The sequence below is a fragment of the Synechococcus sp. W65.1 genome, assembly GCF_047461615.1.
GTDB lineage: Bacteria > Cyanobacteriota > Cyanobacteriia > Thermostichales > Thermostichaceae > Thermostichus.
Map to the genome: position 1 here is coordinate 133,718 of NZ_JANSHI010000001.1, position 26,477 is coordinate 160,194.

The 26,477-nt window shown below is 61.0% G+C and carries 23 protein-coding genes and 1 tRNA gene; 12 read left to right on the forward strand and 12 right to left on the reverse strand.

Annotated features, from left to right (window positions below; translation table 11 throughout):
- The first annotated feature begins 104 nt into the window (after window positions 1–104).
- The 7 genes from infB (at window position 105) to NW806_RS00690 (ending at window position 9,204) form a co-directional block, all read left to right on the forward strand.
- Window positions 105–3,107: a translation initiation factor IF-2 gene (gene infB, locus NW806_RS00660; protein WP_414409628.1), complete on the forward strand. Its 3,003-nt coding sequence runs from the start codon at window positions 105–107 to the stop codon at window positions 3,105–3,107.
- Between the two features lie 89 nt (window positions 3,108–3,196).
- Window positions 3,197–5,026 carry a proline--tRNA ligase gene (locus NW806_RS00665; RefSeq protein ID WP_414409629.1) on the forward strand — a complete coding sequence of 610 codons (1,830 nt, stop codon included), beginning with the start codon at window positions 3,197–3,199 and terminating at the stop codon, window positions 5,024–5,026.
- Window positions 5,027–5,073: 47 nt separating this feature from the next.
- Window positions 5,074–5,145 (forward strand) — tRNA-Asn (locus tag NW806_RS00670).
- 82 nt (window positions 5,146–5,227) lie between these two features.
- Window positions 5,228–5,746 (forward strand): inorganic diphosphatase, encoded by a 519-nt coding sequence (locus tag NW806_RS00675; protein WP_414393789.1) that lies wholly within the window; start codon window positions 5,228–5,230, stop codon window positions 5,744–5,746.
- Window positions 5,747–5,854: 108 nt separating this feature from the next.
- The gene (locus NW806_RS00680) at window positions 5,855–6,592 is read left to right on the forward strand and encodes a cytochrome c biogenesis protein CcdA (RefSeq protein ID WP_414409630.1); all 738 of its coding nucleotides are present in this window, start codon (window positions 5,855–5,857) and stop codon (window positions 6,590–6,592) included.
- Window positions 6,593–6,602: 10 nt separating this feature from the next.
- On the forward strand, window positions 6,603–8,015 hold the full coding sequence (locus tag NW806_RS00685; protein ID WP_414409631.1) for a cytochrome c biogenesis protein: 1,413 nt from the start codon (window positions 6,603–6,605) through the stop codon (window positions 8,013–8,015).
- Between the two features lie 34 nt (window positions 8,016–8,049).
- Window positions 8,050–9,204, forward strand: coding sequence for an FAD-binding oxidoreductase (locus NW806_RS00690; RefSeq protein ID WP_414409632.1), 1,155 nt, complete (start codon window positions 8,050–8,052; stop codon window positions 9,202–9,204).
- Between the two features lie 4 nt (window positions 9,205–9,208).
- Here NW806_RS00690 and NW806_RS00695 read toward each other — a convergent pair whose 3' ends face one another.
- From NW806_RS00695 to NW806_RS00705, 3 genes are all read right to left on the reverse strand, one after another.
- The gene (locus NW806_RS00695; RefSeq protein ID WP_414409633.1) at window positions 9,209–10,324 is read right to left on the reverse strand and encodes an NAD(P)/FAD-dependent oxidoreductase; all 1,116 of its coding nucleotides are present in this window, start codon (window positions 10,322–10,324) and stop codon (window positions 9,209–9,211) included.
- Window positions 10,325–10,353: 29 nt separating this feature from the next.
- Complete coding sequence (locus NW806_RS00700) at window positions 10,354–10,506, reverse strand: photosystem II protein Y (RefSeq protein ID WP_414393370.1); 153 nt, start codon at window positions 10,504–10,506, stop codon at window positions 10,354–10,356.
- A gap of 177 nt (window positions 10,507–10,683) precedes the next feature.
- Entirely contained in the window at window positions 10,684–11,109 is a 426-nt protein-coding gene (locus NW806_RS00705) for a VOC family protein (RefSeq protein ID WP_414409634.1), read from the reverse strand.
- Window positions 11,110–11,301: 192 nt separating this feature from the next.
- Here NW806_RS00705 and topA point away from each other — a divergent pair, with 192 nt between their 5' ends.
- Window positions 11,302–13,962: a type I DNA topoisomerase gene (topA, locus tag NW806_RS00710; RefSeq protein ID WP_414409635.1), complete on the forward strand. Its 2,661-nt coding sequence runs from the start codon at window positions 11,302–11,304 to the stop codon at window positions 13,960–13,962.
- A gap of 53 nt (window positions 13,963–14,015) precedes the next feature.
- Here the strand turns inward: topA and NW806_RS00715 are convergent, their stop codons facing one another.
- From NW806_RS00715 to grxD, 3 genes are read right to left on the reverse strand one after another with little or no spacing between them, the layout of a single operon-like run.
- Window positions 14,016–14,366, reverse strand: coding sequence for a phage holin family protein (locus NW806_RS00715; protein ID WP_414409636.1), 351 nt, complete (start codon window positions 14,364–14,366; stop codon window positions 14,016–14,018).
- Between the two features lie 39 nt (window positions 14,367–14,405).
- Entirely contained in the window at window positions 14,406–14,708 is a 303-nt protein-coding gene (locus NW806_RS00720) for a BolA family protein (RefSeq protein WP_414409637.1), read from the reverse strand.
- Between the two features lie 14 nt (window positions 14,709–14,722).
- The gene (gene grxD / locus NW806_RS00725; protein ID WP_414409719.1) at window positions 14,723–15,058 is read right to left on the reverse strand and encodes a Grx4 family monothiol glutaredoxin; all 336 of its coding nucleotides are present in this window, start codon (window positions 15,056–15,058) and stop codon (window positions 14,723–14,725) included.
- A 418-nt stretch (window positions 15,059–15,476) separates the two neighbouring features.
- Between grxD and cysE the strand changes: the two genes are divergently transcribed.
- The gene (gene cysE / locus NW806_RS00730) at window positions 15,477–16,256 is read left to right on the forward strand and encodes a serine O-acetyltransferase (protein ID WP_414405409.1); all 780 of its coding nucleotides are present in this window, start codon (window positions 15,477–15,479) and stop codon (window positions 16,254–16,256) included.
- Between the two features lie 73 nt (window positions 16,257–16,329).
- Here the strand turns inward: cysE and nusB are convergent, their stop codons facing one another.
- The 3 genes from nusB to NW806_RS00745 all read right to left on the reverse strand — a co-directional run bounded on the left by nusB (window position 16,330) and on the right by NW806_RS00745 (window position 20,273).
- Window positions 16,330–17,160 (reverse strand): transcription antitermination factor NusB, encoded by an 831-nt coding sequence (gene nusB, locus NW806_RS00735; protein ID WP_414393360.1) that lies wholly within the window; start codon window positions 17,158–17,160, stop codon window positions 16,330–16,332.
- Window positions 17,161–17,252: 92 nt separating this feature from the next.
- Window positions 17,253–19,406 carry an ATP-dependent helicase gene (locus tag NW806_RS00740; protein WP_414409638.1) on the reverse strand — a complete coding sequence of 718 codons (2,154 nt, stop codon included), beginning with the start codon at window positions 19,404–19,406 and terminating at the stop codon, window positions 17,253–17,255.
- A 15-nt stretch (window positions 19,407–19,421) separates the two neighbouring features.
- On the reverse strand, window positions 19,422–20,273 hold the full coding sequence (locus tag NW806_RS00745; RefSeq protein WP_414393356.1) for a Cof-type HAD-IIB family hydrolase: 852 nt from the start codon (window positions 20,271–20,273) through the stop codon (window positions 19,422–19,424).
- Window positions 20,274–20,478: 205 nt separating this feature from the next.
- Here NW806_RS00745 and NW806_RS00750 point away from each other — a divergent pair, with 205 nt between their 5' ends.
- The 3 genes from NW806_RS00750 (at window position 20,479) to NW806_RS00760 (ending at window position 23,012) form a co-directional block, all read left to right on the forward strand.
- On the forward strand, window positions 20,479–21,390 hold the full coding sequence (locus NW806_RS00750) for a DUF1517 domain-containing protein (RefSeq protein ID WP_414393354.1): 912 nt from the start codon (window positions 20,479–20,481) through the stop codon (window positions 21,388–21,390).
- 662 nt (window positions 21,391–22,052) lie between these two features.
- Window positions 22,053–22,250: a hypothetical protein gene (locus tag NW806_RS00755; protein ID WP_414409639.1), complete on the forward strand. Its 198-nt coding sequence runs from the start codon at window positions 22,053–22,055 to the stop codon at window positions 22,248–22,250.
- Window positions 22,251–22,265: 15 nt separating this feature from the next.
- Window positions 22,266–23,012 (forward strand): peptidylprolyl isomerase, encoded by a 747-nt coding sequence (locus NW806_RS00760; protein ID WP_414409640.1) that lies wholly within the window; start codon window positions 22,266–22,268, stop codon window positions 23,010–23,012.
- A 118-nt stretch (window positions 23,013–23,130) separates the two neighbouring features.
- On the opposite strand, the gene bchM is transcribed toward NW806_RS00760, so the two are convergent.
- From bchM to ftsZ, 3 genes are all read right to left on the reverse strand, one after another.
- Window positions 23,131–23,796, reverse strand: coding sequence for a magnesium protoporphyrin IX methyltransferase (gene bchM, locus NW806_RS00765; protein WP_414409641.1), 666 nt, complete (start codon window positions 23,794–23,796; stop codon window positions 23,131–23,133).
- A 125-nt stretch (window positions 23,797–23,921) separates the two neighbouring features.
- Window positions 23,922–24,899 carry a D-alanine--D-alanine ligase family protein gene (locus tag NW806_RS00770; protein ID WP_414409642.1) on the reverse strand — a complete coding sequence of 326 codons (978 nt, stop codon included), beginning with the start codon at window positions 24,897–24,899 and terminating at the stop codon, window positions 23,922–23,924.
- A gap of 49 nt (window positions 24,900–24,948) precedes the next feature.
- Window positions 24,949–26,058: a cell division protein FtsZ gene (gene ftsZ / locus NW806_RS00775; RefSeq protein ID WP_414409643.1), complete on the reverse strand. Its 1,110-nt coding sequence runs from the start codon at window positions 26,056–26,058 to the stop codon at window positions 24,949–24,951.
- Window positions 26,059–26,477: the final 419 nt, after the last annotated feature.

The window sequence follows — 26,477 nt, forward strand, 5'->3', positions numbered from 1 at the left end:
CCCCTGGAATTATGCTGCAGCAGGTTTAGTCTCAATCCGTTAATTGAGGTTGATTCAACTCCTGTAAAACTGACAAGGAGAGAGGAGCAGAGGCAAGCAGAGGAATGACCGACAAAGTTCGACTGTACGACCTTGCCCGCGAACTGGGGCGTGACAATCGCGAGGTGCTGGAGGTTTGTGAGCAGCTGGGGATCCCTTTCAAGAGCCACAGCAGCACCATTTCCCTAGAGCAAGCTGAGTTGGTGCGTAGCAAGCTGGGCAAGTCTCCTATTGTGAAACCACCTCGCCCGCGGAGCAAGCCGCAAGGAAGCTCGCCAGCCGAGCCGGCGGCGGAAGCCAAGGCGAGCGAGCGCCCTCAGGCTATTGTTGGCATTCGCCGGCCTGCTCCTGCTCAGCCGCCAGCCCCCCCTAGTGAAGCCAGTCCTCCCAAAACGCTGCTGCAGCGACCTGAACGTATCCCTCCGCCAAAAGAGGCTCCTGCAGTCAGCCCGCCGCAGCCACCAGTTGCTCGCGTGGGTGAGACCAGGCCACAGCTGACGCCCCCTCCAGCTCGACCTGAGCCGGCTGTAGCCAAAGCAGCTAGCCCCCAGGCCGGCCCTGCTCCGGCGGCCAAGCGCCCAACGGTGCCCCCCCCTCCACGACGGCCTGAGTCGCCTCAAGCGGCTTCCGAGCCCAGCCCTGCTCCTGGTCCTGCAGAAGCGAAGGCTTCTTCTCCCCCAACCGCCCAGCGACCGCGTCCCCAGCTCGTGGGCCCACCTGTTCGCCCTGCCAGTCCTCCCGAGCGCCAGCCAGCAGCTCCCAAAAAGGAAGACAGCCCCAGCCAAGTGGAGGAGGCTCCCCGTCCCCAGCGGCGGCTGGAGTTGGTGGGGCCGCCCACCCGTCCTACCGCTAAAACGGTTCCCGCCGAGCCAGCATCTTCTCCCCCCTTGCCAGAAGGGATCTCCACTCCCGTGCTGGTCGAGGCTCCTGGGCGGCCTGCCACGCCCAAGGTCAAGCGCAAGACGGTGGAAGAAGAGGAGGATGAGGAGCTAAAAGCCCTCGAACGGCGATCCAGCCGCAGCCAGGCCGAGCGCAAGCGCAAACGCAGACGCGAGGAAGGAGATGGAGATGGCTTGGATTTGGATTCTCTGACGGCGATCTCCACCGTCAAGCAAGCGCAGCTAAACGCCATCCAGCCCTTGCCCCGTCCCACTGCCAAGCCCCCTGCCCAGCGTCCGCCGACAGCGGCTGTTTCAACCCCGCGCCCTCGGCCAGCTGCTGAGCGCTCCTCGCAGCTATCCACTAAAACTAGCCCCCCTGAGGAGACGGCGGAATTGCCGCTGCAAGAGAAGGTTCTGGTTCTTGAGGGCAGCCTCAGTGTGCAGGAATTAGCCCAGCGCCTGCGGGTGTCGGAAACTGAGATCATCAAAACCCTCTTCTTCAAGGGGGTGAAGGTAACCATCAACCAGGTTTTAGACGAGTTGCTGGCTGAGACGGTGGCCAAAGAGTTGGGCTATGAGATCCGCCGGCCGGAGACGGAGCCCAAAGCTAGGAAAAGCGAGATGCTTGAGTTGGAGGACATTGACCATCTGGTGCCCCGTCCGCCGGTGGTCACCATCATGGGTCACGTGGATCACGGCAAAACCACTTTGCTCGATGCCATCCGCCACACTAACGTGGCCCAGCAAGAAGCCGGTGGGATCACCCAGCGCATTGGCGCCTACCACGTGGATGTAGACTTTGAGGGCCAAAAGCGGCGCATTGTTTTTCTGGATACTCCTGGCCACCAGGCCTTCACGGCCATGCGCGCCCGCGGCGCCAGCGTTACTGACATCGCTGTCCTGGTGGTGGCTGCCGACGATGGGGTGCAGCCGCAGACGCTGGAGGCCATCAGCCATGCGCGGGCAGCCCAGGTGCCCATCATTGTGGCCATCAACAAGATTGACAAGCCCGGCAGCCAGCCGGAGCGCGTCAAGCAGCAGCTGGCAGAGCATGGGCTGGTGCCGGAGGAGTGGGGTGGCGACACGCCCATGGTGCAGGTCAGCGCTCTCACCCGCCGCAACCTAGACGCCTTGCTTGAGATGATCCTGTTGGTAGCGGATGTGGCGGAGCTGCAGGCCAACCCCAATCGTCCCGCTCGCGGCACTGTTATTGAGGCCCACCTGGACAAAGCGCGGGGGCCAGTGGCCACTCTATTGGTGCAAAACGGCACCCTGCGGGTGGGGGATACGCTAGTGGCGGGCGCAGTGTTTGGCCGCGTCAAGGCAATGATGGACGACCGCGGCCAACGGCTACAGGAGGCCGGGCCTTCTTCAGCGGTACAACTGCTGGGCTTGGAGGAGGTGCCGGCGGCAGGGGATGAGTTCCAGGTCTACAGCGATGAGAAAGAAGCACGCCGCATTGCTGAGGAGCGAGCGGAGGCGCTGCGGCAAAGCCGCTTACAACAGGCGTCGCTCTCTCGCCGTGTCAGCCTGGCTAGCATTTCAGCTCAAGCTCAGGAAGGCCAGCTCAAAGAGTTGAACCTGATTCTCAAAACAGATGTCCAGGGATCCGCCGAGGCCATCCAGACGGCCCTACAGGATCTGCCGCAAGAGGAAGTGCGCCTACGGGTTCTTCTGGCAGCTCCTGGGGAGATCACCGAGACTGACGTGGATCTGGCAGCAGCCAGCGACGCCATTATCTTGGGCTTTAACACCACCTTTGCCCCTGGCGCGCGGCGGGCTGCCGACGAGAAGGGGGTCGATGTGCGCGAATACGACATCATCTACAACCTGCTGGACGACCTGCGGGCAGCCATGGAAGGCTTGCTGGAGCCGGAGGAGGTAGAAGAGCCGCTGGGCCAGGCGGAAGTGCGCAAAGTCATTCCCATCAGCCGCGGCACCGTTGCCGGCAGCTACGTGCTCTCCGGCAAAGTGCAGCGCAATGCCCTGGTGCGGGTTCGCCGCAAAGGAGAGGTAGTCTACGAGGGGCGCCTCGACTCTCTCAGACGCTTCAAGGACGACGTGCGGGAGGTAACTGCCGGCTTCGAGTGTGGGATCGCCATCGAGAAGTTCGACGCCTGGCAAGAAGGGGACATTATCGAGGTCTACCAGATGGTTACCAAGCGGCGAACCCTAGCGCCTGCCTAGTCATTTGGGCGGCCTAGAGTCTCTGGGATCCCTCCCAGGGGGAGGACTTCTTGAGAACACTGGAGGCAGTTGTCAAGGGGAAGGGAGGAATGCAGCGGAGCCAGCGATTGAGTCAGATGTTGTTTGTAACCCTGCGGGAGGATCCTGCCGAAGCAGAGCTGGCCAGCCACAAGCTGCTGCTGCGAGGCGGCTTTATCCGGCGGCTCTCCTCCGGGATCTACACCTATCTGCCCCTGCTCTGGCGGGTGCTGCAGAAGATCTCGAACATCATTCGGGAAGAGATGAACGCCATTGGGGCTCAGGAGTGTCTCTTGCCCCAGTTGCAGCCAGCGGAGATCTGGCGGGAGTCGGGCCGCTGGGAGGTGTATACCCAGGCAGAAGGGATCATGTTTGCCCTCGAAGACCGCCAGAGGCGCGAGCTGGCCCTGGGCCCCACCCACGAAGAGGTGATTACCCTGCTGGCCCGGGATCTCATCCGCTCCTATCGCCAGTTGCCGCAAATCCTCTATCAAATCCAGACCAAGTTCCGCGACGAGATCCGACCTCGCTTTGGCTTGCTGCGGGGCCGGGAATTCCTCATGAAAGACGCCTACTCCTTCCACGCCACTGAAGAGAGCCTGCGCCAGACCTACCAGGATATGTACCGCGCCTACAGCCGCATCCTGCGTCGCTGCGGGCTACAGTTTCGCGTGGTGGAGGCCGATGCGGGCGCCATTGGCGGGCCCTCGGCAATGTCCCAGGAGTTCATGGTGCTGGCTTCTGCCGGGGAAGACGAGATCCTCTACACCCCCGATGGCTCCTATGCTGCCAATGTGGAGAAAGCCGTCTCCCTTCCGCCGCCGGCAGCCGAGTCTCCCTACACAGCCTTCCAGGTTCTGGATACGCCGGGAACGGAAACCATCGAGAAGCTGGCGGCTTTCTTGAAGATCTCCCCCACTTTGATCGTCAAGAATGTGCTCTACCAGGCCCTTTACGACAACGGCCTGCGGGTGGTGGTTTTACTAAGCATCCGCGGGGATCAAGAGGTCAATGAAGTGAAATTGGCCAACCACCTCAACCGTCTGGCGGAGCGCTACCAAGCCAAGAAGCTGCTCAAACTCACTTTGGCAGATGCTGAGATCCAAAAAAGCTGGCAAGGGGATCCGGTTCCCGTGGGCTACATTGCCCCTGACCTGCCCGATAGCTGCCTGGGCCCGCAGGAACACTTTGCCCCCAAGATTTTGCGCCTAGCTGACCAGACAGCAGCCTCGCTGAAGAACTTTGTAACCGGTAGCAACCAGGTGGGGCGACACGTGGTGGGAGCCAACTGGGGGGAGCAGTACCCCTTGCCGGAGGTGGTTGACGTGCGCAAAGCCCAACCAGGAGATCGCTGTCTATTCAACCCTGACCAGGTGCTCCAGGGGGCAAGGGGCATTGAGGTTGGCCATATCTTCCAGTTGGGCCTCAAGTTCTCGCTGCCGCTGCGGGCTACCTTTGCCGACGAGCACGGCGCCGAGCAGCCGCTGTGGATGGGCTGCTACGGCATTGGGGTATCGCGACTAGCCCAGGCGGCAGTGGAACAGTCCCACGACGCCAACGGCATCATCTGGCCGGTGGCCATTGCCCCCTACCACGTGGTGGTGGTAGTGCCCAACACTGCTGACCCGGAGCAGATGCAGGTGGCAGAAAAACTGGTGCAAGAGCTGGACGCTGCCGGTATCGAAACCCTCTGGGACGACCGAGATGAGCGAGCCGGCGTCAAGTTTAAAGATGCCGATCTCATCGGGATCCCCTATCGCCTAACTACGGGGCGCAGCCTCAAGCAGGGCAAGGTGGAATTGGCGGAACGGGCCACCGGTCAGGCCGTGGATCTTCCCATTGAAGCGGTGGTGGCTACCCTGAAAGAGCGCCTTGCTGCTGCCCTAGCGGTGCCCGACTGAGGAGTTGCCTTGCAGCGGTTTTTTCCCTATGATGGGATATGTCTCGATCCTCGGTAGCTCAGCGGTAGAGCGGTCGGCTGTTAACCGATTGGTCGCAAGTTCGAATCTTGCCCGAGGAGCTTGCTAGCTGAAATCTCAAGCCAGGGGGTATAATGCCCTCTGGCTGTTTCTTCGTCACGTCTTCCGAGGGTATTGGCTGTGATCGACCTGTCGCGGATCCCTGCCCAACCAGAGCCAGGCTTGCTCAACCTTTTGATCGAGATCCCTGGCGGCAGTAAGAACAAGTACGAGTTTGACAAAGAGATGGGCGTGATGATCCTAGACCGGGTGCTCTACTCCTCGGTGCAGTACCCCTACGACTACGGCTTTGTGCCCAACACGCGGGCAGGGGACGGGGATCCCTTGGATGGCCTGGTGATCATGGATCAGCCGACCTTTCCGGGGTGTGTGATTGCGGTGCGCCCGCTGGGCATGCTGCAGATGATCGATGCGGGGGAGCCGGATGAGAAGTTGCTGTGTGTGCCGGCTAAGGATCCTCGCTACGCTTCCGTAACCAAGTTGGAAGATATTGCCCAGCACCGCCTGGACGAGATTGCTGAGTTTTTTGCCACCTACAAGCGCTTGGAGAAGAAAGAAACCCAGATTCTGGGCTGGAAAGGCCTGGCCGAAACCGAGGCCGTTATCGCCAGCAGCATTGCCGCCTGCCAACAGCCCAAGTAGCTCCCCAGGCTTTCCAAGCTGGAGCTGCCGTTGAGGGCGCTGGCCAGTCAGCGCCAAGTTCTCCAGGTTCTTTGAGCTAGCCTAGGTTTAGACGCGACGGCTTCTTCTATGGCGGATATCCTCTACCACCTGGAGCAGTGGGCAGCGGAGCTGGTTCAAGGTCAATTGCAGCACCTCTCTCCCCTGAGCCTACTGGCGATGGGTCTAGCAGGTCTGGTTACCAGCCTTTCTCCCTGTATGCTCTCCATGGTGCCGGTAACTATCGGCTACATCGGCGGCTACACTCCCAGCGCCCCCGCAGCGGCCGGAGAGGTGCGCCGGCAGGTCTGGGTGCAATCCCTGGGCTTTGCCGTTGGTGTGGCTTTGACCCTCAGCCTGCTGGGCTTGGGAGCAGCCTTGCTAGGCCGGGTTTACGGACAAACCACCCCCTTTGGATCCCTAGTAGCGGGCGGGCTCGCCATCCTCATGGGCCTGAACCTGCTGGAGGTCATCCCCTTGCGCTTTCCCAGTTGGTTTAACGGGTTGGAGATCCCTGGCGAGTGGCCCAGACTAGGCCGGTCGGTGTTGCTGGGATCCACCTTTGGTCTAGCAGCCTCTCCCTGCAGTACGCCAGTTTTGGTGGCCTTGCTAGGCTGGGTCTCCACCACAGGGCAGCCCTGGGTGGGAGGTGGGCTACTGCTGACCTACGCCCTGGGGCTGGTCTTGCCGCTGCTGTTGGCGGGGGTGTTTACCGGCGCGATTAAGCAACTGCTGGCCCTGCGGCGCTGGTCGGGCTGGCTTACCTATGCCAGTGGCCTGGTGCTGGTGGGGTTCGGCACCGTCACCATCCTCTCGGCTTGGACCTAGGGGAGCTTGTATGTCCAAGGATTCTGCCCCGCTGGCGCGGTGGCTTTCCCCCCTGCGGCGCTATCTGCGCCATGAACTGCTGCCGCTGCTGGTGGATTTGCGGCTAGCCATTGGCCTTCTCTTGGCAATTGCTGTTTTCAGTGCCATCGGCACGGTCATCGAGCAAGAGGAAACGGTGGCCTTCTATCAGGCCCACTACCCTGAGCAGCCGGCCCTGTTTGGCTTTCTCACCTGGCGGCTGATCCTCAAGCTGGGGCTGGATCACGTCTATCGCACCCCTTGGTTTCTGGCTCTTTTGATCCTACTTGGCAGCAGCCTGGCTGCCTGTTCTCTCACGCGCCAATGGCCGATGCTCAAGGCGGCCCGTCGCTGGAGCTACCTCACCCGCCCCCCTTCCTTCCAGCGGCTGCCCTTTTGGACCTATCTGCCCAAGCAATCCCTGCAAGGATTGCCGCAGCGGCTGCGCCAAGGGGGCTACGCTGTGTTTCAGGAGGGATCCTGCCTCTACGCCCGCAAGGGGTTGATTGGGCGGTTCGGCCCCATCTTGGTGCATGCTAGCCTGCTGCTCATCCTGTTGGGGGCCATCTGGGGCAGCCTTGCTGGCTTCAAGGCCCAGGAGCTGATTCCCAGCGGCGGGGTTGCCGCCATCGAACACATCACCGGCGCAGGGGATCTGGCTCGTCTGCCCACCTGGCAGATTCGGGTCAACCGCTTCTGGATTGACTATGCTCCCGACGGGCGGGTGAAGCAGTTTTATTCTGACCTCTCCATTCTGGAGGGGGGCCAGGAGGTCAAACGCCAGACCATCTCTGTCAACCATCCCCTCTCCTACCAGGGTGTGACCCTCTACCAGGCCGACTGGAGCATCGATAGCATCCGCATCCGCCTCAACAACAGCCCCCCCTTCCAGATCCCAGTGGTGCGGGTGCCCAACCAGGCGGGCAACAAGCTCTGGGGCGCTTTTATCCCCACTCGGCCAAATCTTAGCGAGGGCCTGACGCTGTTACTGCCGGATCTGCAGGGGACAGCTCTCCTCTACGACGCCGAGGGCCAGTGGATAGGATCCCTGCGCCAGGGCATGAGTCTAGCTCTCGACGAAGTTGCCCCGCAGCGCTTCCCCAACCGCCTCACCCTGCACCTGGATGAGGTTATCGGTGCAACCGGCCTGCAGATTAAATCGGATCCAGGGATCCCCCTTGTCTACCTTGGGTTTGGGCTGCTGATGCTGGGAGTGGTGATGAGCTATTTCAGCTACAGCCAGGTTTGGGCCCTGGAGACGGAGGCAGGACTCTACCTAGGGGGCAAAACCAACCGCGCCCTAGTGACCTTCGAGCAGGAGTTTGCCCGCCTGGTGGAGCAGCAAAGGCTTGCCTCCTCCCCTTCTGGGGAGAAAGAGTCTCGCCCTGCCGAGGCCAGCCTCTAGGCTCTCTGCCTACAAAAGAAGTCTTGGGGCAACTATGGCTTTTTCTCCTGCGCTGGCGGCTTTTCTTTCCAGCCAAGCCACTGCTATCCCCATCCAAACTCCCTCGACCGTTGCGGAACTGGCTCAAATCCTCAGGGAGTGCCAGGGGCGGAAGGTGCTGCCGCTGGGGCAGGGGAGCAAGTGGGGATGGGCCCCTTGCCTGGAAACAGTGGATCTCATCCTCTCCACCCGGGGGCTGCGCCGCCTCATTGACCATGCGGCTGCCGACCTGACCGTAACAGTAGAGGCCGGCATGACCTTGGCGGAGCTGCAGCAGATCTTGGCCGAGCAAAAGCAATGGTGGCCGGTGGATCCCCTTTACCCTGACTGGGCCACAGTGGGCGGCATTATCGCCACCGCCGATACGGGCTCGCTGCGCTGGCGCTACGGCAGCATTGGCGACCTCGTGCTGGGCATCACCTGGGTGCGGGCCGACGGGGAGGTGGCTAAAGCAGGGGGACGGGTGGTTAAGAACGTAGCCGGTTACAACCTGACGAGGTTGTTTACTGGATCCCTGGGCAGTTTGGGGATCCTGACGCAGGTAACCCTGCGGCTCTATCCTTTGCCGGCGGCCCAAGCAACCTTGCTGGCCACAGGAGCCCTGGCCGACTTGGAGGTCCTGGCTCGGCAGGTGCTGAATGCGCCGGTCAGCCCAGCGGGGGTGGATCTCTGGCTAAGGGGGGAGGGATCCCAGCTCTGGATCCACTTCCACGGCTCGGAGCGGGTAGTTGCCCAACAGACGGCTCTGGTGCAGCGGCTAGCTCCTGCGGGATTGAGCTGGCAAGAGGTAAGGCCTGGGGCTCCGCCTCTGCCCTTGCCCCGTTCGGGGATGGTGTTGGCCAAGTTTGGCTGCCCGCCCAGCCAAAGCCTGGCAACTCTGGAGCAGTTCCAATCCCTTTTCCCTAGCGCCCAGGTGCAACTGCACCGCGGCTGCGGATTGGGGCGAGCCTGGATCCCTCAGCCTGAGGAGGGATCCCTGCTGCAACTGCAGCGCCATCTCCAGGCTGCGGGAGGGTTTCTTGTGCTCTTGGAGGCGCCGCCGGCTCTAAAAACCGCCCTAGCCCCCAACTTTGGCCCGACAGCAACCTTGATGCAGAGGCTGAAGCAGCAGTTTGACCCGGCTGGAATTTTCGGCCCCCGTTTAGTCTAACTGCTTAGGAGCGCCCTCCCATTCCCAACATCTCCAGCAAGGTTCTAGCAGCATCTTGGCCAGAGAGCCAGGCCCCTTCTACGCGACCTCCAGCGCACCAATCGCCAGCGCACACCAGGGGGAGTCTCTTGCCGGAACCCGTAGGAACGTAGGTGCCAAGGCTGGCTAGACCTATCGCCTCCCCAGGAAGAGCGTAGCGCCAGCGGTGAACCTGGATCCACTGCGGCGAGGCCAGCCAGGATCCCAAGCGCTGGGCAGCATGGGCCAGCAGCTCTCGACCGGCCTTTTCCAGCTCCTCAGGCGCCGCCTCGAGATACAGCGACGACCACTCCGCTCCCCCGTGCAAAACCACCAGCGGCGGCAGGGGCTGGGGCCGCTTGCTGCTGTCTAGGGCCACCCAAGCCAATAGGGGATCGTCCAAACCCTTGATCCCTTTCCAGGGGGGCAGCGGCGTGTCTTCGGCGTAGCTAGCCAACACGGCAACGCAAGGCTGGTAGGCAGCGGATTCCAGAAGGGATAACAGGTTGTCCCCAGGAGCAATCTTTCCTCGCAGCAAAGGCAGCAACTGGGGAGCGGGGATGGCCATCACCAGGGCCGCAGCCTCGTAGCACTGGCCATCTTCGGCTTGCACTTGCCAACTGGTTGGCTGGGGCTCGAGGCCCACTACCCGAGTTTGGGTGTAAACCGCTAGGGGAGCAGCTAGCTGCTTAGCCAGCGCCGTCATGCCCTGGGGAGAGACATAGCGCGGCTTCTGGTCGTTGGCATTTTCTAGGTGCAGCCCTTCCTGATCCAGCAGATGCAAGGAACGGGTCCACTCCCTCAGCAGTCCTAGGCCCAGGAGCTCCCTGACCCAGCGATAGAAGCCATCGGAATCGGCAGTCAGGTACTGCGCTCCGTGATCTACGGGCACTGTCTGTCCAGCGTGCTGAACCCGTCGAGTGGCCATGCGCCCGCCAAGGCCTGCCGATTTCTCCAGTACCAGAACCTGCAGCCCTGCCCGCAACAGTTGCCGTGCGCAGGTTAAGCCGGCCACCCCTGCTCCGACAACAATGACATCCGCTGACTTCCGGTCAGCCAGCGCAGGCGACGGCCCTGCCTCTGGGGGATTTGCGTCCGACATACAGGGAGTCTAGGAGCTGCCAACGGATCCTAGCTGTTGCTCTTGCCAAAGGGGTTGTTACCCCTCTCGCCAAAGAGCTTGGCTTCCCCCTTGATGGCAGCCTTGATGATGTTGTAAGCGGCCCAGCTTACAGCTAAAACAACAGGAGCCAGAATGAGCAGGGGACGGAGATCCATCTCCATAAGCCTTATCCTCTCCAAGGGCAACACAACCTACGTCCAGGATAAACCCAATTGACGTTCCCCCCAGCCCCCAAGGGCGGGGATGCTTTCAAGGGCGCGCTGGGCAACACCTCCTCTATGGCGCTGAAGCCTGCTTGCGCTCCTTGGGCCCTGGGCCTTAGCTGGCGGCAGCCTTGGTTAAGCCGGCTCCGCTTTTGACGCTAGGGATCCCTGCAGACGGATAAGCTCGATCGGCAGGCCATCGGGATCGGCAATGAAAGCCACCTCGTAGGTTTGAGACCCAATTTTCTGGCATTGAGGCGGCAACACCACGGTTAGGGGCCCTTGCGCTTGTAAATGCTCTAGGTAGGTGGCCAGGGATCCCCATTCGGGGCCCACTTCAAAAGAGGGGTGGTAGTAGCCCACATAGTGGGGATCCCCAAAGGGATCGGGGGCAGGGTGGGGCTGGGGTACCTGAATCAGCTCCAGGCGGCCCCAGGGACCGCGCATCCAGCAGGCCAAAGTGATCCCGGCAGTGAACCGCTCTTCCACCTTAAAGCCCAGCCTCTCGTAGAAGGCCATGGAGCGGAAGATATCGGCAGTGCGAATTGAAAAGTGGTGCATGGTCAGGAGTGTCCCCAGATCTGGAAACTGGAGTCTTAGGAGGAGGCCTAGCGAAAGCTGCCTAGTCAAGCGCAGGCAGACTTGCTACGCTCCAGAGAAGAGTCCCTGATTCTTGAGCAACTCTTACAGCACGCCCTAGCCCGCCAAAAGTGGGGGGCGCGATAGCTGCAGTCAGTCTTTTTAGACTTCATCATGCCCAAGCTGGTCATTGTTGAATCTCCTACCAAAGCTCGTACCATCCGCAGCTTCTTGCCCGCCGACTATGAGGTGCAGGCCTCAATGGGACATGTGCGCGATCTGCCCGAGTCGGCTGCCGACATTCCCGAGGAGGTGAAGGATCAAGAGTGGAGCCGCCTAGGGGTCAATGTCCACGCTAACTTCGAGCCTCTCTACGTGATCCCCAAAGACAAAAGAAAGGTGGTCAAGGAGCTGAAGGAGGCGCTCAAGAAAGCAGATGAGCTGATCCTGGCCACCGACGAAGACCGGGAGGGAGAAAGCATCAGTTGGCACCTGCAACAGGTGTTGCAGCCCAAGGTGCCTACCCGCCGCATGGTGTTCCACGAGATCACCCGCGAGGCCATTCAGGAGGCCCTGCAAAATTGTCGCGAGGTGAACGAGCAGCTGGTGCGGGCCCAAGAGACCCGCCGCATCCTGGATCGCCTAGTGGGCTACACTCTGTCGCCGCTGCTGTGGAAAAAGATTGGCCCCAAACTCTCAGCCGGGCGGGTGCAGTCGGTGGCGGTTAAGCTCTTGGTGGATCGGGAGCGGGAGCGGCGGGCCTTCAAGAAAGCCTTCTACTGGGATCTCCGAGCAGAGCTGCAGTCAAAGGGCGCTGGTTCGGCGACGGTTTTCCCGGCAGAGCTGGTGAGCCTGGGTGGCAAGCGGCTAGCCAGTGGACAAGACTTCGATCCCAGCACGGGGCAGCTGATAGCCGGGCGAGAGGTAGTGCTCTTGGATCAAGCCCAGGCGGAGTCCCTGCGGGAGCGCTTAGTGGGGAAAGTCTGGGTGGTCAGCTCTGTAGAAGAGCGCCCCTCCATCCGCAAGCCCGCCCCTCCCTTCACCACCTCCACGCTGCAACAAGAGGCCAACCGCAAGCTGCGCCTGTCAGCCCAGCAGACGATGCGCATTGCCCAAAAGCTCTACGAGGAGGGCTACATCACCTACATGCGCACCGACTCGGTGCATTTGTCAGAGCAGGCCATCCGTGCTGCCCGCGCCTGCGTGGAGGCGATGTACGGCAGGGAGTACCTCAGCCCTGAGCCGCGGCAGTACACCACTACAACCAAAGGGGCCCAAGAAGCCCACGAGGCCATTCGCCCTGCTGGCTCGGAGTTTCGCCTGCCCAGCCAAACCCCGCTCACGGGGCAGGAGCTGGCCCTCTACGACCTCATCTGGAAGCGTACCGTCGCTAGTCAAATGGCTGAGGCGCGGCAAACCCACACGGTTGTGCTCATTACGGTCGACGAGGCGGTTTTCCGGGCCAGCGGCAAGCGCATTGACTTCCCCGGCTTCTTCCGCGCCTACGTAGAGGGATCCGACGACCCAGAGGCGGCTTTGGAAGATCAAGAGGTGCACCTGCCCCTGCTGCAGGTAGGGGAGCAAGTGGACTGCCTGCGGCTGGAGCCGGTGGTTCATGAAACCCAACCTCCGCCCCGCTACACCGAAGCCTCCCTGGTGAAGGTGTTGGAAAAGGAGGGCATTGGCCGGCCCAGCACCTATGCCACCATCCTGAGTACCATCCAGAGCCGGGGCTACGTGAGGTTGATGGGAAGCGCCCTTGTGCCCACCTACACGGCCTTTGCCGTTACCGAGCTGCTGGAAAAATACTTCCCCAACCTCGTCAACGTCCACTTCACTGCCGAGATGGAGCAAACCCTGGACGACATCGCCTCCGGCCAGGCAGAGTGGCTGCCCTATTTGCGCCACTTCTTCCTGGGTGAGCAGGGCCTTGAGGGGCAAGTGAAGGCACGGGAGCTAGAAATTGACCCTAACCTGGCTCGCTCCATTCACCTAGAAAACCTGCCCGCCAAGATTGGTATTGGCCCCTACGGACCCTATGTGGTGGTCGAAACCGAAGCAGGAGAGGTACGTGCCAACCTACCTGAAGATATTCCCCCTGCCGACTTGACCCTTGAACACATCGAGGAGCTTATCCGGCGCAAGCAGGAAGGCCCCAAGCCCATCGCCTTCCACCCAGAGACCCAAGAGCCAATCTACGTGATCCCGCAGGGCCCCTATGGACCCTATGTCCAGTTGGGGGAAATTTCTGAGGAAAACCAAAAGCCTAAGCGCGTCTCCCTGCCCAAAGGGCTAAAGCCGGAGGACGTCACTCCAGAGATTGCCCTGGGGTTGCTCAGCCTACCCCGTACGTTGGGCGAACACCCCAAATCGGGGAAAAAGGTGCAGGCCGGTATTGGCCGCTTCGGCCCCTACGTGGCTTGCGACGGGGAGTTTCGCTCGCTGCCCCCCGATGAGAATGTCCTGACCATTAGCTTGGAGCGGGCCCTGGAGCTGTTGGCCCAGCCCAAAAAGAGCCGCAGTCGCGCCTCGGCCAAACCCTTAGGCGAGCTGGGATCCCACCCCGAAGATGGCAAGCCCGTAACTCTCCACGACGGCCCCTATGGGCTCTACGTCAAGCACGGCAAAGTCAACGCCTCGCTGCCCAAAGATCTCTCCCCTGCAGCCGTGACCCTGGAGATGGCTCTGGAACTGCTGGCGGAAAAAGAGGGCAAGGCCCAGGCAAAAGCCAGCCGACCAGCGACGGCCAAGCGGGCCAAGAAGGCTGAAGCTGCTCCCCAGAAGCAACAATCCCCTCCCACCCTGCTGGAGGCTGTCTCCAAAGCTCGGGCTTGAGCGGTGGGGGTAGGGGCAACTTGCTGGCTAACTCGGCTTGTTCTGCAAGGAAACTAAGCAGCTTGTTCAAAAATGCTCCGAACCAAACTGCCAATGATGGAGAGAGCAATTGCCCCAACCAGTGCCCAGCCAAAGTTGTCAACCTTGAAGGCGTCACCGGCAAGCTTGTCGGCAATGAGCAAGCAAATGGCGTTCAAAATTAGGGAAAACAGACCAAAAGTGAAGATCGTAAGCGGTAGGGTAATCAACTGCAGGAGTGGCTTCACCAAGCTATTTACCAAACCAATGGCTAGCGCCGCTACCAAGGCACCTCCAAACCCGGAGACGTGGATCCCAGGCAAGAGCCAAGCCAAAATCATCACGCTCAAGGCTGACATCAGCCAGGTGGCTAAAAGAGCTGCCATACCTTCTCCCTTCCCTCGCTGGGGTAGCCGTTTCGCCCTCTATGCTATTTCAATGTGAGACATCTCGGAGGCCGGCAGCTCCTCGGGACTGTACGTTTGCAGGGCCAAGGCATGGATGCTCTGCCCCATCTGCTCGGCTAGGGCGGCGTACACTAGGCGATGGCGCTGCAAAAGCGTTTTGCCAGTAAAAAGAGGCGACACCACCTGTACGCGGTAGTGTCCTCCCGCTCCCTGGTGCCGTCCCCTATGGCCAGCATGGCGGTGCGACTCGTCCTCCACGTGGACGTAGAGAGCTTGCAGCTTTTCAGCCAGGAGCTGCCGCAGGCCATCCAAGGTGAGCATGGGATCCCTCAAGGTTAAGGATCAGCCTTGGCAAAGGCGGCTTCCACCAGGGGGCGCAGCTCGTTGCGGGCATGCATCTCCTGGAGAATGTCACAGCCGCCAATGAACTCCCCGTTGATATAGATTTGTGGGAAGGTTGGCCAGTTGGAAAACTCTTTGATCCCTTGCCGAATTTCCGGATCCTCGAGCACGTTAATAGCTGTGTAGGGGAAGCCCAAGCTGTCCAAAATGCGCACAGCTGTGTAGGAAAACCCACACATGGGCATTTCCGGGGTGCCCTTCATGTAAATCAGCACCTTGTGGGTGCGAATTTGCTCGCGGATTTTCTCTTCCAAAAGAGGGTCTAGCATAGCCGCCTGCAAGTTAAGCACTAGCCGTGATCTCATTTTCGTTCACTTCTAGGTGGCTTGACATTCTCCTGCCCTTTAGGGCAGGGATTCTTTCTCAGGCAGCAGGATGCTTCCTACTGGCTGAGCTACATAGAGCATGAGGCTTAAACCTCAACCCTATGGGGGATGCCGTAGCCCCAACTACTGGGCCTAAGCCCAGATACGTTTAGCTGTGCGCTGCACCCTCCTATGAATGGGTGGAGCAATTCTCGCATTCTAGCAAAAGCCGCCCTCTCGCGCTCTTCGGGCCGGAGGCCTTAAGGGCGGGGCTTGAACCCAGTTTTCTTGGTCAACAGGTGTAGGCTGCCAGGGATCCCTCCCACTGGCAACAAAAAGTGCTAGAAGGGGAGAAGTGGAGGTTCCCTATCGGAGACCGTTCATGCTGACTGAGGCCAAGCAGTCGGCGGCAGAAAGCTCCCAACTAGACAGAGGTGAGGCTCCCCCCTCCAGCCAGCCAAAGCCAAAGCTGGGGTTCTGGCAGCAATTTTGGGAAGATGTCGACTGTGTCTTTGAGCGGGATCCGGCAGCTCGCAACCGCTGGGAGGTCCTCCTCACCTACCCAGGCGTCCACGCTTTGTTTCTGCACCGCATCGCCCATTGGCTGTGGCAGCGGCGCTGCTTCTTGCTGGCCCGGTTGATTAGTTCTATTTCCCGCTCCCTCACCTTGATTGAAATTCACCCAGCAGCCCGGATTGGACGGCGCTTTTTCATCGACCATGGCTGCGGCGTGGTCATCGGCGAGACTGCGGAAATTGGCGACGATGTTACCATCTATCACGGCGTTACCTTGGGGGGCACCTCTTGGACAAAGGGCAAACGGCATCCTACCCTGGAAGACGGGGTAATCGTAGGCACAGGAGCGAAAATCCTTGGCCCAGTCCGCATTGGCGCCAGAGCCCGCATTGGAGCCAACGCCGTCGTGATTCACGATGTGCCCCCTGGGATGACGGTGGTTGGGATCCCAGGCCGGGCAGTCCTCCCACCCCATCAGCGCCGCATCCCCGCCCACGGCATTGACCTCGACCACCACCTCATGCCCGACCCGGTAGGACGGGCAATTGAGCAGTTGCTGCACCGCATTCAAGAGCTGGAAGCCGAGGTAGCCCACCTCAAGCAAGAGCGGGAGCAGGCCCGGCAAGAACAGGTTAGAGGCGAATAAGCAGCAGCCGTGCAAGAGGTTTCTTGGGGGGGATCCCCTGCCATTGTCCAAGGCAGATCTTGGGATCCCGGTTTTAGCCGGGGGAACTGTCAGCAAGTGTCTCCTGGCTGTCCACCACTCGTCGCAGCACGCCGTTGACGAAAGCGGCAGCCTCCGGATCCCCATACTTTTTGGCCAACTCTACAGCTTCGTTGATGGCGACCTTAACGGGGCTGCTGGCCAGTATTTCCATCTCCACCACCGCCAGGCGCAGGATATCGCGCTCGATCCGCCCCACCCGCTGCAGTTGCCAGCCCACCAAGACCCCCTGCAGGCGCGCATCGATAGCTTCCTTGTGGGTGTGCAGGGCAGTCAACAGTTGCAGGGCATAGGCGCGCACCTCCGGCGCTTGGACAATGTGCAACAGCTCCGGCATGGAGAGGGCAGCCCCCAGGCGGTTGACGGCCTTTTGGGACAACTGAACCACTTCCTCCAGGATGTGGCGGACGCTCTGCAGCCGCTGCTCCAGGTGCTCTAGGGCTTGACCCGCGTTGCCGAGGGCCACCTGGGCTTGGTAGACCAGCTCCGGCAACTCCTTTGGCACAGCGACCTCCTGCAAAGCCCTTTCCAGACGCTGCAGCTGCCGCTGGGCCTGCTGAAGACGGAGAGCCAGGGAACGGGATCCGCTCTCCTCCTTCGCCTCAGAAACGGCCAACAACAGGGGATCGCTCTCCTGCAACAGGCGGTCGCTGCGCTGGATCTCCGCTGCTGCGGTTGCAAGGGTTTCATGGGTTTCTTCCTGCAAGGTGCGGATAGCTGCCAACAGCAAGTCTTCCAATTGTTTTTCGCTGAGTTTGGCCGCCGTGGTCGGCAGTTGGCTGACCCCCAGCAAGGCCAGTTCGCGGGCAACACGCCGAGGTTGCATGGCAAAACACCCATGGCCTGTAACGACTGCCCCCGTGGGCTTAGCTATGTTAGCAGGCTGTGGAAGAAACAAGAACCTTAGTTGATCTGGGGCTAATTGAGCCCGAAACTGTGCCTGAGCACGCGAAAGGCCAAAGCTGTGCTCTGCTCTCTGCCATAGGAAGATTGGGTAGAGACCGAGAGGGTCAGCCGCCGTTTGCTGCGGGTGATGCCCACATACAGCAGCCGCAACCGCTCGGCAGCCAAGTCCAAAAAGGCCTGTTCGGTAGGAGAGTTGGCCTGCAGATCCCAGTAGCTTCTGGGGCTGAGCTGCCGCAACTGGGCTAGGGCTTCTGCCTTCATATCGACGTCTTCCAAAAACCTCAGCCCCACCGGTCGCTCCTCGTAGTGGGTAGGAAACTCGTAGGCCGACACCTGGGGGATGAAAACCTGATCCCACTCCAAACCCTTGGCCCGGTGCAGAGTGGCAACCGTGATCGTGCCCGGCTCGGGGTTGAAGGCCAAGATCTCCGAGGGCAGGTTGTGGAGGCGGCGATCCAGAATTACCTGAAACTCCTGGGCAACTTCTTGCCAATCGGTCTCGGGCAGGGATCCCAGCACCTGCTCCAGCTGGTTGAGGACATAGCAGCCCACAAACAGCTCTTCCGGCTTGCGGTAGAGGCTTTGGACAATGACATTCAGCACCTCCGGCCAGGGAGACCGCCCAGCCCGCAGCCAACTGGCCAGGGTGCGCAGCAAGCGGCCCAAGCTCTGCCAAGAGGGGCTCTCAGGCAGCACGGGGGCTGGATCAAACTGGGGAAAGAGCAGCCGCTCCGGCAGCGAGGCGCGGATCCAGCCCAGCATTGGCTCCAGCTCAGTTCGCGAGATCCCGGCCCAATCGGCCAGGCGATCCACTGCCGCAGCCAGCCGAGCAGAGGAAGTGGGCTCGGCCAACCAGTCAATTACCCCCTTGAGCTGCAGCAGCACCCGTCGCTGGCTGGGGCTGCCCCGCAACAGGTCGACAACCCGCTCCCCTCCCATTTCCCGCAGGTAGTCGAGGGCCTTGCCCCCCAGCTCGTTGGTGGTCACCAGAATAGCCACTGTCTGGTCGGGGAAGGTTTGGGCGGCTGCCAGAGCCCACTGGGCCACCTCCTGCAGCTCCCGCTCGGGGGTGCCGCTGACGCAGCGAAACTCCACCTGTCCTTCGCTGGCTGGGGGATTTGGGCTGCCGGCACTGGCTGGGCGAATGGGCTGGGGGGCCAGGGCAGTGCGCAGGGCTGGGATTGGGTGTTCCCGAGTAACCCAGTCCACCAGACGGTTGGCTAGCTCCAGGATCTGGGGAGCGCTGCGGCTGGACTCCTGCAGGGAGATGATCTGGGGGCTGGCCTGACAAAAGGCGCGAAACAGCCGTGGCTCAGCCGTGGTGAAGGTGCCCATGATGCTCTGGTTGGGATCCCCTACCCGCACCAGGTTGCCCGTGCGCTGGCTGAGCAGCCGCAGCAGCTCTTCCTGCAGGGGGGAGCTATCCTGGGCCTCGTCCTCGAACAGGTAGTCGTACCAGCTTTGCACCTGCTGCCGCAGCTCTGCGTCGCGCTCCAGCAGATCCATGGCCTGCCAGCCCAGGTCGTCGTAGTCCAGCTGGCCGCGGCGGCGCAGCTCCGCTTGGTAGGCATCGTACACAGGAGCCGCCCAGCCTAGGTAGCCCTCGCGAGGGAGCGCCTCCGGCCCTAGGCGGAGATTCTTGGCCGTGCTAATTACCGCCTGCACCATCTCCTGGAAGCTGCGCCGGAACCGCCGCCGGTTTTGGGCTACCTTTTGGGGGAAATTCTCATCCGTAGGGATCAAGGGCTCCCAGAGGTGGGTGTGGGAGTTGAGCCAGGCGCGGCAAAGGCGGGTGAGGAGGCGCTCCTGCTCATACCCCTCCAAGATGGACAGCTCCTCCCAAGGGCCTGGGGCCTCCCGCAACACCCGCAGTGCCAGCGAATGCAAGGTAAAGGCTTGGGTAAAGCGATCTGGGTAGCCCGCCTCCTGCAGGCGTTGGTTGATACGGCGCAGCAAGTTAACCCGCGCCGAACGCATGTAGGTAAACACCCCAATGCGCTCCGGTGGGACGCCGCGCTTGAGGATGAGATCGGCAATTAGCAGCTCCAGGATAAACGTCTTGCCGCTTCCCGGAACAGCAGCAATCCCCAGCTGCCCTGATTGATAGGTCAAGACCTGTTGCTGCTCCGGGCGCAGGATGAGCTGGGGGAAAGGAGAAGCTGCCACGCCCTGCTTCCCTGCCTAGTTGAGGATAAAGGTCTCGATGGCCACCGCCACCCCATCTTCGGTAACAGGAGGGGCAACCCAATCGGCATAGGGCAGCAAGGCCGGCGAGGCATTCCCCATGGCCACCCCGATCCCTGCATACCGCAGCATCTCGATGTCGTTGTCGCCATCGCCAATGGCCATGACCTGCTCTGCCGACACCCCCAACACCTCTTCTGCCAAAAAGCGCACTGCATTGCCCTTGTTGACTGCCGGGTGGGTGGCTTCCAAGAAAATGGGCTCTGACCGCGTGAGGTAGAGCTGCTCGGGAGAATACCGCTGCCGCAGGGATCTCTGGAGTTCCTGCAAAAACTCCGTATCTTCCGAAACCACCAGGATCTTGGTGGGTCTTTGCCCATATTGGGCAGGGGAAAAGATCTGAAACGGCACCTGCGAGCGCTCGGCATAGGCGCGGCTCAAGGGGTTGAGCTCCCGCAAGTAGAGCTGGTCGTCGATGTAGAGGTGCACCCCCACCGGCAGATCCTGCAGCAGCTGCAACAACTCTTCAGTCAGCGACCAGTCCAAGCACCAGTGCTTTAACGTCTTTTGGCTATCGGGATCGCGAATGAGTGCCCCCTGGTAGCTGCAGAGCGGCATATCGGCTCCAATCTCATAGTGAAATCGCTCGGCAGAACAATGCATCCGACCGGTGGCAATGGCCACCCGCACGCCTGCGGCTTTGGCCCTTTGAATGGCTTGCCGCACTGGCTCCGAAACCTGGTTGGAAGGCCCCGCCAGCGTGCCATCGATGTCCAACACCAATAGCCGAATCTTCCTCTGGGCCAAGGGCTGAAGAGATCGCTCTTGAACTGGCACTTCCACTTGCATTGCTCCTCCTCTTGACCGCCTGCCGGCCCCTATTTGCCCATGGGTTAGGGGTCTAGTGCCCATCTCTAGGGGGCTCGCTACAGATTGTAATGGTCTGTAATGCTCCAAGCTGCTGGTTAAGCGGAGCGCGTCCTTGGCCTCTAGCGCCTGAGGAGAAAGCCTACAATTGAGTAAGGACTAGCCCTGTGATGGATAAACTGTGAACATGCTGAAACAAATTGGTCGCACCTGCCGCTCTCTGTTGGCTCTTGCCCTGGCTTTGATCCTGGCTTTGGCCCCTGTGAGCGCTGTCTGGGCGCGCAGCGGTGGCCGCATTGGCGGCGGCTCTTTCCGCTCCCCGACCTTCTCGGCTCCCCGCTCTGTCGGCCCTCGCTCGGCTCCCGTGTACCCCAGCTATGGCGGGGGGTTTGGCTTTCCGCTGGTGGTGCCCTTGTTTTGGGGAGGCGGTGGCAGCCTGCTGGCGTTGCTGCTCTTGATTGGGGCCGGTAGCTTTCTAGTGCGCAGCTTGCGCTCGGCTGTTGCCGAAGAAGAGGAAGTTGGCGACCCGCAGGTAACCGTTGCCCAAGTGAAGGTGGGCCTACTGGCCAGCGCCCGCCAACTGCAAAAGGAGATCAATGCGCTGGCTCTGGAAGCGGATACCCAGTCGCCAGAGGGGCTGAGCCAATTGTTGCAAGAGGTTAGCCTTGGCTTGATGCGCTACAGCGACTACTGGGCCTATGGCTATGCCGAGGCGGAGAAGCTGCCCCTCTCCCGCGCCGAATCCCTGTTCTATCAAGCCTCTTTGCAAGAGCGGAGCAAGTTTAGCGCCGAAACCCTCACCAACCGCAACAACCAGATCCAGCAGCTTCCTCAAGCAGCTCTGCGGCGGGCGGCTGCCGGGATCCCCGAGGTTGGCGAGTACCTGGTCGTCACTCTACTGGTTGCGTATCGCGGTAACTTAGGTACACTACCTGTAGTTAAGTCCGTGGCAGAGCTGCGGCAGTGGCTGATGCAGTTGGCCTCCATCCCTGCCGAGCGGATTGTGGCCATCGAGGTGCTGTGGACGCCGCAGCTAGAAGGAGACACCCTGTCGGCAGAGGCGCTGTTGACCGAGTACCCAGAAATGCGGCTCCTCTAAGGTCGCTGGGCTAGGGAGACGGCGGTCGGCGGCTGGGGTGTTTCAAGCCACGGGCTCCTTGACGTCCAAGGTAGGGAGGGCCTGTTTCCGTGTCTGGGTTTGATGCTTCAGCAGCCAGGAGCCGTTGTTCTCCGTGGGCCTTGTCCAGCTACACAACTCAAGCAGACTCTCTACTGGATGAGCTCTTGGAGGAGTTGGAGCAAAGCCTAGAGGAAGAGGGGGCGGAGGAGTATCCCTATTGGGGTACGCGCCCCCCTTTGCTTCCCCGCCGTTCTTCAGCGAGAGGTGGACTGCTGCTGGGCTTGGCTTCGGCAGCCGCGCTGGTGGCAGGTCTGGCCTTTTGGATGACCCTGGACTCTCGGCCACGGGTTTTCTCCCCAGCTGCTTCTGTACCGACGAGGGATCCCGGCCACGAGAGGCCTGAGCCTGTCTACTCTGCTTCCCTGCCAGCCCAAGAGCTCTCCTTGGCTTCGAAGGATGAAAACCCTCCCAAGTTGCCTGAAAAGGTTCCGTCTCAAGAGCCAAGAGGGAAGAAGCCGGAGGCGCCCTCGGCAAGGTTGACAGCGGCCACCAGTCCCCCGGTTGCCCTGGCAGCCGGCCCTCCCCCTTCCGCTCGCGTGTCTAATCCGCCCGCACGGATTCCGCCTCCAGCACCGCCGCAGATGAAATTGGTGGGGTTGATCCACGATCCAGGCGCTCCCAAGGCCTTGATCTTGGTGGACAAAGTGATGCGGCAGGTGCCGGTTGGCCAGAGGGTGAAAGGCGAGTGGCGGGTCACCTCCATCAGCCCCCACGGGGTGGCCGTGAGCAATGGTGTCCGCAGCGTTACCCTGCAGTTGGGGTTACCTCAGTCAATTTAGGAGGGAAGCGCACAGATGGCAGTGGGCAGGCTGGGGAAAGGGAGCCGTCGCAGGGCGGGGATTGCCTGCGTGTTGGGATATGTCTGTCTCAGTCTGCTGGCCTGCCGCAGCATGCCTCCTGCACCGGAAGCCTCAAAGGGGATCCCGGCGGCCTACGCCGATCGCCCCCAGCTGCAGGGCAAGGCAGTGGTGGAACTGGAAATCGAGACCGCTGAAGGCCTAGGGCGGGTGCTTCTGGAGATCCGCGGCGATGCGGCGCCTCTTACGGCTGGCCAGTTTGTCGACTTAGTGCAGCGGGGCTTCTACAACGGCTTGACTTTCCATCGGGTGGAGAAAGATCCCCAACCGTTTGTGGTGCAGGGAGGAGATCCCCGAGGGGACGGCACCGGTGGCGCCACCGAGCCAGGCAGCAACCGCCTGCGCACTATCCCCTTGGAAATCCAGGTGCGCGGAGAACCCTACCCCCGCTACAACACTTTGATTGAGGATCCCGTAACCCTGAGCAAGCTGGTTCTGCCCCATCGTTTGGGGGCGGTGGGCATGGCCCGCTCCAGCCCTCTGGATTCGGCCTCTTCCCAGTTCTATATCGCCCTCTCTGCTCTGCCAATTTTGGATGGGCGCTATGCCGTGTTTGGCTATGTCACCAGTGGCATGGAGTGGGTGGAGCGCATCCAGGTGGGAGATGTCATCCGCTCGGCGCGGGTACTCGAAGGGGCGGAGCTGCTGCGGGTGCCGGGAAGTCCAAAGCCAGCTGCAAACTAGGGATCCCGACCGTTCCCTGGCCAAGAGGCCGCCGTTTCCAGTTGCCAACACCCGACTGGGAAGTGTAGGACAAGGCGCGGCTTGTCCTGCAAAAGTTATCGGCTCCCCTCCGCCGGATTCAGCGCACCAGATCGAGCAGACAGGCGAAGTAGAAGCGGGTTTGAATGGCTTGTCGTTGCTGGACTTTCCAGCCCCACCCGACAAGGTGGCTGACCAAGGTGGCCTCGCGGTGGAGGTAGGCACGGGTGGTTTTGGTGGATCCAGGGAAGAACTCCCCTACTTTCTTGAGCAGCGTCAGCCAGGGGCTTTTGGGAGCAAAGCTGAAGATCAGGCGGGACTTGGCCAGGCTGGTCAAGTGCTTAAGCATGCGCAGGGCGTCAGCTTCGGGGTAGTGGATCATCACGTCCAGGCAGGTGACGACATCGTACTGCCCCGTTAGCTCCTCCAGATCCAAGACCTGAAACTGGGGGTTGTCCAGGGATCCCAGCTCAATCTGCTGCCGGCGACGTGCTTCGTTGACCATTTGTTCGGAAATGTCGCTGGCAAACACCTGCGCCCCACGAGCAGCCAGAGGCAGGCTAAGGCTGCCCACCCCACACCCGGCATCGCAAATGCGCAAACCGGAGGGATCCCCTAGCCACTGCAACACCGTTTCAATCGTGCGGGCATGGCCCAGTCGGATGTCCTTTTGGACGAAGTTAACTTCCTCTTCGCCGTAGATGCGGCGCCAGCGCTCGAAGCCAACGGTGTTGAAATAATTGCGGACAATGGTTTTTTCTTGCATAGAACCCACCGCTGCCCTGCCTTTGCAGGGAAACCTCCTCTGCCGGGGGCCTTTCTGCCCAATTTTACCCCGAAGCCGCTGCCGCCACTTTTGGAGGCGCTGCTACCAGAAAGCCAGCGTTCCTATCAGGCTGGCGAACCCAGCGGAGAAGACCGAGATGCAGGCAAGGCTGAACGAGTTGCAGCCGCTCTCTGTAGGGCATCTTGCAAGATCCGGTCTACCAGCTCCGTAAACGTCCAGCCCAGAGCCGCCGCTGCCTCAGGACAGAGGGAGGTAGGAGTCATGCCAGGCAAGGTATTCACCTCCAGCACCCAGGGGTTCTCGTCGGCGTCCACCCGCAGATCCACCCGCGCCAAACCCTCGCACCCCAGCACCCGATAGGCCTCGAGGCCCACGGCCTCACAGCGGGCTAATCCTGACGAGCTGAGGGAACAGGGGATCAAGTGCCGCGAGCCGCCGGGGGCGTACTTGGCTTCGTAATCGTAGAAATCCCCTCGCGCCGGGATGATCTCAATGGCCGGCAGAACTTGGCCGGAGAGAATAGCAAGGGTAATCTCCTTGCCAGGAATGTAGCGCTCCAGGAAAACCCGCGCTGAGATCGAGCGGGCCAACCCCAGCCCCTGGGCCAACGACTCCTCATCCTGCACAATGCTGATCCCCAGCGTCGAGCCACTGTTGCTGGGCTTTACCACCAGCGGCGATCCCAAGCGCGCCGCACACTCAGCCCAGGAGAGCGGCTGTGCCTCATCCCAGACCAACCAGTCAGGGGTAGGGACCCCTTCGGCACGAAAGATCTGCTTGGAGACCAGCTTGTCCATAGCTAGGGCGCTGGCCAGCGGCCCGGATCCCTGGTAGGGCAGGCCCAGCCAGTCCAGCATCCCCTGCACCACACCATCCTCGCCACCCGGACCATGCAGGGCAATCCAGACGAAGTCGCAGCCAGATTGCCGTTCCTGCCAGAGACGCAGGGGCAAATCCTCCTCCGGGTCGATGAGCTTGACCCGATGACCCAAGTCCTCCAGAGCCCGCTTACAGGCTCTCCCTGTTACCCAGGAGATCTGCCGTTCTGCCGAACGGCCTCCCGCTAGTACAACAATGTTCATGACTCCTCCCCACCTCCAAAGCTTTCCCCAGCATTGCCCCCTCCCCTGGCTAGAGGGTGGGACGGCGGCGGCGTAAAAACTCGGGGATGTCCAACCCCCCAGAAGGCGGGGGCTCAGGCTCAGGGGGCTGCCGAGGGGGTGGCTCTGAGGAGGGCTTGCGCGTTCCCCCTAAGTTGGCGGTGGAGGTCTTCGCCGCGGGAGGGCTAGCAGCCGATCGCGAGCGGTCAAAACCTGTGGCAATAACGGTGATGCGCACCTCGCCTTGCATGCGCTCGTCTTGCACGGTGCCAAAGATAATGTTGGCTTCTGGATCTACAGCCTCGGCGATGATCTCCGCTGCTACCGTTACCTCGTGCAACGACAGATCCAGCCCGCCCGTGATGTTGAAGAGTACGCCCTTGGCCCCCTCGATGGAGGTTTCCAAAAGGGGAGAGGACACAGCAGTAATGGCGGCTTCGCGGGCACGGGACTTACCGGATCCCATCCCAATGCCCATCAGGGCAGTCCCGGCGTCGGCCATGACGCTGCGCACATCGGCAAAATCCACGTTGATCATGCCGGGGATGAGAATGATGTCCGAGATACCTTGCACTCCCTGGCGGAGGACATCATCGGCGACGCGAAAGGCTTCGTGCACGGGGGTTTGCTCAGAGATTACCGAGAGCAACTTGTCGTTGGGGATTACAATCAAGGTATCCACTGCCTCCTGCAGGGCTTGGATCCCTTCTTCAGCTTGCTTGGCGCGCCGCTTGCCCTCAAAAGAAAAAGGCCGCGTCACCACTCCCACGGTCAGGGCGCCGCTAGCCTTGGCAATCTGGGCCACCACCGGCGCTCCCCCTGTTCCTGTGCCCCCTCCCATGCCAGCAGCAATGAAGACCAGATCTGCCCCTTTGAGAATGGCGGCAATTTCCTCGCTGGACTCCTCGGCCGCTTTTTGACCAATGGCCGGATTGCCGCCTGCCCCTAGTCCACGAGTTAGCTTTTGCCCGATTTGCAGACGGTTTACTGTTGGCGCTGAGGATTGGGCAAGCGCCTGGGCATCGGTGTTGATGCTCCAAAACTCGACGCCCTTGAGATTACTAGCTGCCATCCGGTTGACTGCGTTGCCACCTCCTCCCCCCACCCCCACGACCTTGATTTTTGCGGCATTGCTCAGCATGCTTTCCTCTGGATAACCTGCCGCCTTAGTCTGAGCCCCGTTCCCTTCAAAGTTGGCTGCCAGCCCTTCGCCCGTGGAGGGCTTGCTGGAGTAGGAGGAAGCTGAGTGGGCCTGCTCCAGACCCTGATCAGGACTAGGGGAGGAGGTATAAGACCAACTGGATGGCATATCAGCCCTCAGGATATCTTTATTATCCTAGCCAATGCTAAACATCCTAGCCGATCCTAAGGCAACTCCCCTTCTTTGCCAATGTTAAAAACGTTTTTTGCCAGGTAACAGCTTCCAAAAGGCCTCACTGGGATAGTCTAGGCTCTTTTATGTTCGCTACTTTACTTACGCATCCCCCCTTGAAGTTGAGCTTTCTAGGAATGCTAACTTGCCTACGAACCCATATGCTCTACAGTACATAGAGCTGAAGG